Genomic DNA, 11,884 nt, shown 5'->3' with positions numbered 1-11,884 from the left:
TATCCAGTGTCCATAAAGCCGAACAGGACTGTCTTTAGCATGTTGACCCGATTATATCCGGGCCGGCCCAGTTTATGTGAGGGCTCTGGCCTAAGATATCTTTCTATTCCAATCTCCTCCATGATTCTGTCAAATACTAATACTGGATCACAGAGATCCAGACAATCCGAAAAAAACAGTGGCAGCCTTCCCTGTTTTGCGGTATAATATTTCTCGGTATTATTGTTCATAGTAGATTAATTTTACCACAAAAAGAAGAACGCCTCCAGGTTTGTATACCTGAAAGCGTTCTTTTTTTACGGGACTTTTTTCACAGCCCCTATGCTTAAGTCTTATTTTCCGTAGTATGCTTTCAGATAAATCTCTTTAATCTCGGACATTAACGGATATCTCGGGTTTGCTCCGGTACACTGATCATCAAAGGCCTGTTCCACCATTCTGTCCAGGGTATCCAGGAAATATTTCTCGTCAACTCCGTAATCCTTGATGGTTTTCTTAATGCCTATCTTTTCTTTCAGCTCTTCCAGGGCGGCGATTAATTTGTCAAAGGTATCCTGATCGTCTTTGCCCACAATTCCTGCAAAACGGGCTGCTTCCGCATATCGCTCCAGTGCGTGCGGATACTGGTACTGAGAGAATGTACCCATCTTGGTAGGAGCGGCTGCCGCATTGAACTTCATAACCTCTGTAAGGATAATAGCATTGGCCACACCGTGAGGCAGGTGATGGAAAGCACCTAATTTATGAGCCAGGGAGTGGTTGATTCCAAGGAAGGCATTGGCAAAAGCCATACCGGCCAGACATGCCGCATCTGCCATCTTAACTCTGGCTTCCACATCTGCAGCTCCATACTCAAAGGCTCTCGGCAGATATGTAAATACATTTTTGATAGCCTTCAGGGCAAGACCGTCTGTATAGTCGGTAGCCATAATGGAAACATAGGCTTCAAGGGCGTGTGTCATAACATCTATACCGGATGCTGCGGTCAGGCCTTTCGGCTGATTCATCATATTATCCGCATCGATGATTGCCATATTAGGCATTAATTCGTAATCTGCAAGAGGATATTTGGTTCCTGTCTTTTCATCAGTGATAATGGCAAAAGGAGTCACCTCTGAGCCTGTTCCGGAGGAAGTAGGAATCGCGATAAAGAATGCTTTCTCGCCCATCTTCGGGAAGGTATAAACTCTCTTGCGGATATCCATGAAGTCCATTGCCATCTTCATAAAGTCTGCATCCGGATGCTCATACATCACCCACATAATCTTGCCGGCGTCCATGGCGGAACCGCCGCCCAGGGCAATAATGCAGTCCGGCTCAAACTGTCTCATAGCCTCAGCACCCTTTGTAGCGCAGCCAAGAGTAGGATCCGGGGCTACTTCATAGAAACAGGTATGCTGAATTCCCATCTGGTCTAATTTATCCTCGATAGGCTTAGTATATCCGTTTTTGTAAAGGAAGGTGTCGGTTACAATAAAGCATTTCTTTTTGCCGTACACTGCTCTCAGCTCATCCAGAGCTACGGGCATACATCCTTTCTTAAAGTAAACCTTATCAGGCGTTCTGAACCAAAGCATATTTTCTCTCCTCTCTGCAACGGTCTTGATATTAATCAGGTGCTTCACTCCGACGTTTTCAGAAACAGAGTTGCCGCCTCAGGAACCGCAGCCCAGTGTGAGAGATGGCTCCAGCTTAAAGTTATAAAGATCACCGATTCCGCCGTGGGAGGAAGGTGTATTTACCAAGATACGGCAGGTTTTCATGGCAGCCGCATGTTTAGCCATCTTTTCGGTCTCCGCCGGGTTTACATACAGAGAGGATGTATGGCCGTAACCTCCGTCCGCTACTAATTTTGCTGCCTTGTCAAGCGCTTCGTCAAAGGATTTGGCTTTGTACATAGCAAGCACCGGTGATAATTTTTCATGGGCAAATGGCTCGGAGATATCAACAGAATCCACCTCACCGATTAATATCTTAGTCTCAGGGGGAACCTTAACTCCGGCCATCTCAGCAATGGTTGCGGCTTTCTGGCCAACAATCTTAGCATTCACTGTACCGGATGGAGCCAGGATAATACTGCGTACTTTGTCCAGCTCATCCTTTTTCAGGAAGTAGCAGCCTCTGTATGCGAATTCTTTTTTTACCTCCTCATAGATACCGGCCAGGACAGTAACAGACTGTTCCGAAGCACAGATCATACCGTTATCAAAGGTCTTTGAGTGGATGACAGAATATACAGCCATCTTAATATCGGCAGAGTCGTCAATAATGACGGGGGTATTTCCAGGGCCTACACCGATGGCAGGTTTGCCTGAGGAATATGCGGATTTGACCATGCCGGGGCCTCCGGTAGCCAGGATACAGTCAGCTTCCTGCATTACCTGATTTGTAAGCTCCAGAGAAGGCACGTCGATCCAGCCGATAATACCTTCCGGTGCCCCTGCTTTTACAGCTGCTTCCAGTACAACCCTGGCTGCTTCAATGGTACAAGCCTTGGCCCGGGGATGAGGACTGATGATAATAGCATTTCTTGTTTTCAGACAGATAAGAGTCTTAAAAATGGCAGTAGAGGTAGGGTTGGTGGTTGGGATAACCGCGGCGACCAGTCCCAGCGGTTCTGCGATCTTTTTGATTCCGTATGCCGGGTCTTCATCAATAACCCCGCAGGTTTTTGTGTTTTTATAGGCATTGTACATATATTCAGCGGCATAATGGTTTTTGATAACTTTGTCCTCTACCACACCCATACCTGTCTCTTCCACAGCCATTTTAGCTAATGGGATACGCTGCTGATTGGCGGCGATAGAGGCAGCCAGGAAAATATTGTCTACCTGTTCCTGAGTAAAAGTCGCGAAAACCTTCTGAGCCTCTCTCATTGCGGCTAATTTAGCTGCCAGTGTCTCCGGGCTGTCCACGATAGCTGGAACCTTTGTTTCTTTTTTTGCCATAAGTTAATCCTCCTTAAATTGAATAGAAAATGGTAAAAAAGCTTCTTATGATTGATAATATTTTAACAAATGTTAAAAGGATTATACCGCATTGTTAAAATATAGTCAATACATTTTTTGGGAAAAAATTCTTCAGAAACAGGCTTTTTTGAACTTTTGTTGAATTGAATTTTCATAGGTTGAGTATAACATAGAATTGACCTGAAAGGAAGAAAAGTTAAATAATAAACGAGAAAAAGGAATACAATTACTAGAAAATGCAAAGTGATAATTAAAAATTTAAGAAATCTTTATGAAAAATTAACGCAAAATAAGCGCTGTATGGGCAAATGAATTGCCAAAACAGCGCTTATAATCAAAAAATATTCGATGCCTCTCAGGTCTGTGTCAGAAGGCATGACTTTAATCTGAAAATTGTACGTGCTGGAAAATCCTGTAAAATATAAATAAAAAATTAACGATTTTCTCTCTTCCTCATGCGGGAATCCAGTATCTTTTTCCGAATCCTGAGACTGGCGGGAGTTATCTCCAAAAGCTCATCACTGTCTATGAATTCCAGGGCCTGCTCCAGACTAAGAACCCTCGGCGGAGTCAGCTTTAAAGCCTCATCTGCGGAAGAGGAGCGGGTATTGGTGAGATGCTTTGTCTTGCATACGTTCAGCTCAATATCCTCTGCTTTGCCGTTCTGGCCGATGACCATGCCGGCATATACTTTCTCGCCCGGTCCGATAAACAAGGTTCCCCTGTCCTGAGCGGAGAAGAGGCCGTAAGTTACGGCATCCCCTGATTCAAAAGCAATGAGAGAGCCCTGCTTTCTGTACTGGATATCACCCTTGTAAGGCCCGTATCCGTCAAACGCAGTGTTGATGATTCCATTCCCTTTTGTGGCAGTCATAAACTCGCCCCGGAATCCAATCAGACCTCTGGAAGGAATGTGGAATTCCAAGCGGGTGGAACCATCGCTGGCTAGACTCATACCCTGCAGTTCTCCCTTCCGTTCACTGAGTTTCTGGATTACCGTTCCGGAAAACTCTTCAGGCACGTCAATATAAGCGATTTCCATGGGCTCCTGAAGCTTGCCCCGTTCGTCAGTATGGTAAAGGACCTCAGCTTTGCTCACTGCAAACTCATATCCCTCCCGGCGCATATTTTCGATCAGAACGGAAAGATGCAGTTCCCCTCTTCCGGACACTTTAAAACATTCGGTAGTATCTGTATCCTCCACCCGAAGGCTTACGTCGGTATTCAGTTCCCGGAAAAGCCGCTCCCGCAGATGCCGGGAGGTTACATACTTGCCTTCCTGTCCGGCCAGGGGGCTGTCATTTACCATAAAATGCATGGCAATGGTAGGCTCGGAAATCTTCTGAAAAGGAATGGGATCGGGGTTGTCAGGAGAGCAGAGGGTATCCCCGATATGAATATCAGAGATTCCGGATATTGCCACGATAGATCCCACAGAGGCAGAAGAAACCTCTGTCTTGCTTAGCCCGTCGAACTCGTACAGCTTGCTGATCTTGACCTTTTTCTTTTTGTCCGGGTCGTGGTGGTTTACGATAACTACTTCCTGATTTACTGAGATGATTCCGTTGTCGACCTTTCCCACGCCGATACGGCCAACGTATTCATTATAATCGATGGTGCTGATTAACACCTGTGTCCCTGCATCCGGGTCTCCTTCGGGAGCGGGAATATATTTCAGGATAGTCTCAAAGAGCGGCTCCATGTTGTGAGGCGCGTCATTGAGATCCAGGACTGCATGCCCTCTTTTGGCAGAAGCATACAGGAAGGGACAATCCAGCTGCTCATCCGAGGCATCCAGGTCCATGAGAAGTTCAAGCACTTCATCGATTACTTCGTCAGGACGTGCTTCCGGCCGATCGATTTTATTAATACATACAATTACATGGAGATCCAGTTCCAGCGCTTTTTTCAAAACAAATTTGGTCTGGGGCATGGCGCCTTCAAAAGCATCAACCACCAGAATTACGCCGTTAACCATTTTCAGCACACGCTCAACCTCGCCGCCGAAGTCCGCGTGCCCGGGGGTATCTATAATATTAATTTTTGTGTCCTTATAATAAACAGCAGTATTTTTGGACAGAATGGTGATTCCACGTTCTCTTTCTATATCATTGGAGTCCATGACCCTTTCCTGTACTTCCTGATTTTCACGAAAAACACCGCTTTGCTTCAGCAGTTCATCAACCAGAGTGGTCTTTCCGTGATCTACGTGTGCAATAATAGCCACGTTCCTAACATCTTCTCTTTTTATTTTCATTGTTACATCCTCTCTTCTATAGTAAGAAGTATAGCCAACTAATAGATTCTTAACTTATAAATTTTAGCATACTACACCGTCACATTCAAGAGGTCAAAAATTTTTCATTTTTTTAGTTCTAAAATGTTCTGCCTGAGAATAAATATGATATAGACAAAATACCACAAAGAGGAAGGGGAACTATCATTCATGGCAGATAAGATTATTGAAAACAACCAAGTATCCATTATGGGGAGAATCGCATCGGGATTCACATTTAGTCACCAGGTATTCGGAGAGGGCTTTTATACGCTGGATCTTATGGTGAAAAGGTTAAGTGACTCAGAAGACCGCATTCCGCTGATGATATCGGAGCGTCTCATTGATGTGACACAGGACTATGAGGGGGAATACATCCAGGTGCACGGACAATTCCGCTCTTACAACCGTCACGAGGAGAAAAAGAACCGCCTTGTGCTGTCCGTATTTGTACGGGAATTAAGTTTTGTGGAGGAGGAGGACGACTCCATAAAGACCAACCAGATTTTTCTGGATGGCTACATCTGTAAGCCGCCGGTATACCGCAAGACTCCGCTGGGGCGTGAGATTGCTGACCTGCTTCTGGCAGTAAACCGGCCCTATGGCAAATCAGATTACATACCCTGTATCTGCTGGGGAAGGAATGCCAGGTATGCCTCGGCATTTACAGTCGGCGGTCATGTGCTTGTATGGGGCCGCATTCAAAGCAGAGAGTATATCAAAAAGATTGGAGAGAGTGAGACAGAAAAAAGAATCGCCTACGAAGTATCCGTAAGCAAGCTGGAATATATGGAATAAAGCCGATTTATTGTTGGCAAATCTTGCAATCTTCTACCAGGTGTAGTAATATATACACGTTATCTGATGAAAGCTGGCAGATATTATCATATAGAAGAGACTCTTTGGCCGGCTGCGGGATTTCAAACAGACGTGTAGGGACAGGTCTGGAAGAGGTAAAAATATGGAAAAAGGTTTAGTCGAGGTATACTGTGGGCTGGGAATGGGCAAGACGCCGGTTGCGATTGGCCAGGCTATCAGGGCTGTAGGTCAGGGCAAATCAGTGATTCTCATACAATTTCTTAAGGGAAGAGCGATGGATGAACTGAATTTTATGGAACGCCTTGAGCCAGAGATAAAAGTATTCCGTTTTGAGAAGAATGAAAAGTATTATCAGGAACTGACGGAGGAAGAAAAGCAGGAGGAGGACTGGAATATCAAGAATGGTCTGAATTTTGCGCGGAAGGTTCTGGTAACCGAAGAGTGTGACTTATTAATTCTGGACGAGATTCTGGGAGTAGTGGAACATGGTATCATAACGGGAGAGGAATTGAAGACTCTCATAGAATGCAAGGACAAACACACAGGTCTGATTCTTACCGGATATCATATGTGTGAGGAAATCAAGGATTGTGTGGATACGATAACAACATTTGAAAGCATAGAAAATGAGAAAAAAAAGCAGGAAGACGATAATAAATAGAGACGCAAGCCGGATAATGTGGGCCTCAGTACCGAAAGGTGCTGAGGTCCATTTCCCGTTTTGGGGGGATTTGGGAGAATATTCCAGTAAAATATACAGAATAGAATGGATATGGGTAACCAGGAAGTATTCTTAAAACGAATAAATAGATACCAAAATTGGAATTGTTAATTTTCAGAACGTTTGTTAGTATTTGACTATAAAATACAACAAAATACAAAATGAAGAGAGAAAATTGTGCATTACGATGAAAGAATCAGTACTACTATGCGCAGGACCATGTAAAAATGATGAAATTTCATCGAAGAAAGGAGAAGTACTTATGAAAAGAAAAAAACTGGTAGCACTCTTACTGGCAGCCGCTATGGCTGTTTCCATGCTTGGAGGATGCGGTTCGGATGACGGAAAGAGCGAAGACGCCTCCAATGCTGCGGAGACCGGGGAGACAGAGCCTGACAAAGAAGAGGCGAAAGATGAGTCCGGTGAGAAAAGCGCTGATTCGGGAAGCGGCTGGAAGTCTGACCCTGACCATGAGCCGTACGAGATTGAGATCTATACTAACGCTCAGGGCGGAGCAACCTATGTTCTCGGTGTTGCTTTTGCGGATTTAATTAACAAATACAGCTCCTGGCTGAAAGCCACAGCTATGGAATCTCCGGGACCTGACCAGACAGCTTCCATGGTATTAGCAGATGATAACTATAAAGAACACGTTATGGGATATATGATTGGCGTGGATGCAATCCTGGGAGAAGATCCCTTTACAGAGCCTAATTATGACCTTCGCTGTCTGATTGGATATGGACTGGTATCCAACGTTTTCCTTACCCTGGATGAGAATATAAAGACACTTCAGGATCTGGACGGCAAGACAGTTGCGCTCAGAACAAAACCCAATGTTCCGGCTGTTGATATCCCCACAAAGATGTTTGAGATTCTGGGGATTGAACCCAAATATGAATATCTTTCCTTTGCAGATTCCGCCACTGCTCTTGCAGACGGCAAGGTAGATGCTATATTATCCGGCGGCATGGCACTCAATGCGGAGGCTACAGAGTGGACGCAGATGGCAGCTTTGGCAGAGGTATATGCCCGCAATGATGTTTATTATGTATCTCTGGATGAAAAGGCACTGTTTGAAGCAAAAGATGCACTGAATCATTCCCTCCTTCCCGGTGTTATGACTCTGGAGCCAGGGCAGTACGACGCCAAATTTAATGATGAGGTTACTATTATGGCGGATTACCTGTGCTGGTATGTCCACAAGGATTTCCCGGAGGATGTGCAGGAAGAGCTTTTGAATATCTACTATGAACACTGCGATGAATTTGCAGAATATAAGGATGAGGGTAAATATTGTACAAAAGAAAATATGGGCAAGATTGATACCCCGGAACTGATCTCCGATGTGGCAAATAAATTCTATGAAGAGAAGGGCATTGAAGTAAATTACAGAGAAACTCCTTATGAGACCTATGTTCCGAAATAGAGAATGGGCAGGGACTGAAGCAAAGCAGATGATGCGAAAGTACTGATTAACTGAACACGGTATACTCATTTTGTATTGAACTATTTTAAACGGTTGTTATGTATATTGGATGGCTGCGGATGGTATCTTTTTGTATCCTGTCCCGGCAGAGAGGCATTCGCAGCATCCCTGAAAGATTATTAAGAGTGAAAATAATACCATATTGATAAGAATAAATGAAACAGCCATAAGTACTCAAAGGAGGTGTACAGATGGGATTTGGCAAGAAAAAGAAAGATAAGGCAGAACAGGCCATAGAGCAGGCGGTTGAAGTGAAAGCTTACGGGGGTGTCCTGCCGGAAAAAGTCTATGATTATCTGCTGGTTGTGTTCTGTCTGGCTATGTGCATCATGCATATGATCTGTGCTAAGAAATCGTTTCTGCAGCAGGAAGTATATCTGACGATGCATATGTTTTTTTCGTTTATAATTTTGTTTCTGTCCACAGCAAAAAAGAGCGAGAGCAAAATACATAATGCGTTCTTATTTTTATCAGTGGCTCTCACATTTGCGTTTACCATCTATGTCTGCTGTAATCTGGAGGCTCTGAGAGTCCGCCAGTGGGTCAGCACAAACCTGGATATTGTAGTGGGATGTACCATGATTGTCCTGGCACTCTATGCATGCTGGCTGGGGTTTGGAAAATTTATCCCCATTCTTGTAATTATTGTCTGCATCTATCCGTTTTTCGGAAAGATGATGCCCGGCCCCTTTCACACAAGTGCCCTTCCCTTCAGCAGGACAATCTCCAACCTGTCTATAGGACTGACCACAGGGCTGTACGACAGTACGCTGACCATATCGGCGAATTATACCTTTTTATTCTGTGTCTTCGGGGGTGTAATGTCAGCCACAGGAGTGCAGAAGTTTTTCGGAGAGTTTGGAAAATGGACTGTGGGACGCTTCCGCTCCGGAAGCGCTCAGATTAGCGTTGTGAATACGGCAATGGTTGGCATGGTATGCGGAAATGCCATTGCAAATGTAACTATGACCGGACCTTACTGCATCGATAACATGAAAAAGAACGGGTACAATCCTACGACTGCTACAGCCATTTCCTGTGTGGGGTCTAACGGAGGACAGATCCTTCCGCCGGTTATGGGAATTGTAGCTTTTTCTATGGCTGGATATGCCGGAATCCCCTATTGGACCATATGTAAAATGGCTATTGTTTCGGCTATTCTTTATTACCTGTCCCTGTCTCTGTATGCCCATCTTCATGCTTTGAAGACCCCGGAGCTCAGAACAAGGATTGTGGAAAAACCGGTGGTGGACTGGGACGTAATGAAGTGGAAAGGCCCGGCATTTGTAGTACCTTTTATCATTATTATCACTTTGCTGATCCAGGGGAAATCTGTTATGATCTGCGGCTTTTGGGCTATTATCTCTGTTATTGTCATGAGCTATCTGGCGCCAAAGAGGCACAGACCAAAGGTTCGTGCGCTGATAGACGGATTTGTGGAAGGAGCAAAGCAGGGGGCGCAGATGGGTGCCTGCTGTGCGGTTATCGGTATGCTTGTGTGTACCTTCACCACCAGCGGAATGGGCGTAAAGCTTACTTCAGGTATTGAGAGCTGGAGCCATGGATCTTTATTCCTGGCCCTTCTGATTCTCTATATCGCCAGTATTATAGCAGGTATGGCAGGCGTGTCTGTGGCAGCGTACTTTACCGCGGCAGCATTTGCGGTCCCCGCGCTGCAGAAGCTTGGGATTGCCTATGCCACGGCCCACTTCTTCTGTGTCTATCCGGCTTCCTACTCAACGATTACACCGCCGGTAGCCCTAACCACTCTGGTGGGCACACAGATATCCGGAACACCATATGGCAAGACTGCAATAGAGTGCTGTAAGATCTGCGGCGTTTCCTTCCTGGCTCCGTTTTTATTTGTCTATGCACCGGTTCTGCTTCTGGAGGGAAGTCTGACGGATCCCACCTCATATATTCAGCTCCTGTCGGTCATTGTGCTTACCGTAGCGGCGCAGTTCTGCTGGGTGAACTATTTCTGTACGGATCTTACGCTGCTGGAGCGGGCAATGTTTTTCCTCAGCTTCCTGGCATTAATTCTCTATATCTTTATGAGCATGAATATATTGTGCATCATTGGCCTGGCGCTCTTTGCAGCTGCCACGGTGTCTCACGTAGCAAAATGGAAAAAGAATAAAAAGAAATTAGTTACATCTGCTGCTGTCTGAGCAATGGAGACTATATAATCCTGGATTATTCATGTTGATTTGTAAGTCAATTTTACAAGAGTAATTCAGGATTATTAGGTTTCTATGCTGTGTTTCTATGAAAAGAGGTGAAAGAACCATGGATTTTTTAAACGAATATAAAAGAAAATGCTGTTCCCCCGGTGAGGCGGTGGCCGGAATCCCCTCCCAGAGCCGTGTTCTTCTGTGCAGCGAACCGGCTGCCCTGGCGGAGGCGCTCTATGAACAGAGGGAGAGGTTTCATCCCCTATATCTTTATTCCATGATGGGGATTGCAAACCCCCATATCTATCAGCGGTTATACAGCGACGGTGCCGAAGAAAACTTTTCTGTGGGGATCAGCTATATGACAAAACCAGAGGCTCAGGCGATCAAGAGAGGGATAAAGATAGATCACCTTCTCACCCATTTCAGCAAGATCGAGGAGATGTTCCGGGAGCGGATACGTCCGGACTATGTCCTCTGTCACGTATCCCCTATGGATGAAGAAGGCTATCTCTACATGGGAATCTGTCCCGGACCGGGGAGAGTCTCCATCGACAGCGGGGCAAAGGTGATTCTGCAGGTGAACCGGAACCTGCCCATGATAAACACAGACTTTAACAGAATACATATCAGCGAAGCTGAGGCGCTGTGTGAGATGGATACCGTGCTGGCAGAGATACCGGATATGGTTCCCACGGAATTGGAAAAGAAAATGGCTCAGCATATTGTGGAGAGGATAGATGACGGATCCGTGATTCAGCTGGGGGTTGGAGGCGTGCCCAGCGCTGTGGGAAATTTTCTGGAACATCACAGACACCTGGGAATCCACACAGAGGTCTTTACCGATGTTATGAGAGTACTGATGGAAAAAGGAGTGGTGGATAACAGCCAAAAACAAATCCGTCCCGGCCAGTCAGTGGCAGGGTTTCTCCAGGGGACCAGAGACACCTATAAATTTGTCCATGAGAATAAGGAGCTTTATTTTGAGCGCCTGTCCTGGGTGAATCACCCGGAAACCATTGCCCAAAATGACAATATGATATCCATTAATTCCTGTATGGCGGTAGACCTGCGGGGTCAGGTATGCTCTGAGTGTATTGGGCTTGACACTTATGCGGGGAGCGGCGGGCAGCTTGACTTTGTCCGGGGAGTGCGGGGATCCAAGGGCGGAAAATCCTTTATTGCCATGAGATCCAGTTTGGAAAAGGCGGACGGCACCAGTATATCAAAGATTACGCTGACGCTGCCCCCGGGCTCTGCGGTTACCACCCCCCGCAACGACACGCATTTTATTGTTACAGAGTATGGAGTGGCGGAGATGAGAAACCGCACACTCAGTGAAAAAGCAAAAGCGCTTATCGCCATCGCACATCCGAGGTTTCGTGAGGAACTGACCTATCAGGCGAAAAAGCAGCTGATAATTTAGCTAGGTACTGC

At 45.7% G+C, this 11,884-nt stretch carries 6 protein-coding genes and 2 pseudogenes; 5 read left to right on the top strand and 3 right to left on the bottom strand.

The window, feature by feature from the left end; translation table 11 throughout:
• The 3 genes and pseudogenes from BUA56_RS23440 to typA all read right to left on the bottom strand — a co-directional run.
• Positions 1-230 (bottom strand): annotated as a pseudogene (locus BUA56_RS23440) (IS1182 family transposase); the annotation flags it as partial.
• A 102-nt stretch (positions 231-332) separates the two neighbouring features.
• Positions 333-2,948: pseudogene (adhE, locus tag BUA56_RS15830) on the bottom strand (bifunctional acetaldehyde-CoA/alcohol dehydrogenase).
• Positions 2,949-3,402: 454 nt separating this feature from the next.
• Entirely contained in the window at positions 3,403-5,226 is a 1,824-nt protein-coding gene (gene typA / locus BUA56_RS15825; RefSeq protein WP_072853467.1) for a translational GTPase TypA, read from the bottom strand.
• A 189-nt stretch (positions 5,227-5,415) separates the two neighbouring features.
• Here typA and BUA56_RS15820 point away from each other — a divergent pair, with 189 nt between their 5' ends.
• The 5 genes from BUA56_RS15820 to BUA56_RS15800 all read left to right on the top strand — a co-directional run bounded on the left by BUA56_RS15820 (position 5,416) and on the right by BUA56_RS15800 (position 11,873).
• Positions 5,416-6,042 carry a single-stranded DNA-binding protein gene (locus BUA56_RS15820; RefSeq protein WP_072853466.1) on the top strand — a complete coding sequence of 209 codons (627 nt, stop codon included), beginning with the start codon at positions 5,416-5,418 and terminating at the stop codon, positions 6,040-6,042.
• Positions 6,043-6,205: 163 nt separating this feature from the next.
• On the top strand, positions 6,206-6,724 hold the full coding sequence (locus tag BUA56_RS15815; RefSeq protein ID WP_072853464.1) for a cob(I)yrinic acid a,c-diamide adenosyltransferase: 519 nt from the start codon (positions 6,206-6,208) through the stop codon (positions 6,722-6,724).
• A 322-nt stretch (positions 6,725-7,046) separates the two neighbouring features.
• Complete coding sequence (locus BUA56_RS15810) at positions 7,047-8,213, top strand: TAXI family TRAP transporter solute-binding subunit (protein WP_072853462.1); 1,167 nt, start codon at positions 7,047-7,049, stop codon at positions 8,211-8,213.
• 251 nt (positions 8,214-8,464) lie between these two features.
• Positions 8,465-10,444 (top strand): TRAP transporter permease, encoded by a 1,980-nt coding sequence (locus tag BUA56_RS15805; protein WP_072853459.1) that lies wholly within the window; start codon positions 8,465-8,467, stop codon positions 10,442-10,444.
• Between the two features lie 97 nt (positions 10,445-10,541).
• On the top strand, positions 10,542-11,873 hold the full coding sequence (locus BUA56_RS15800) for an acetyl-CoA hydrolase/transferase family protein (protein WP_084068008.1): 1,332 nt from the start codon (positions 10,542-10,544) through the stop codon (positions 11,871-11,873).
• The last annotated feature ends 11 nt before the right edge of the window (positions 11,874-11,884 follow it).

Source organism: Lactonifactor longoviformis DSM 17459 (assembly GCF_900129135.1).
Lineage (GTDB): Bacteria > Bacillota > Clostridia > Lachnospirales > Lachnospiraceae > Lactonifactor > Lactonifactor longoviformis.
This window is presented reverse-complemented; position numbering and strand designations above follow the sequence as displayed.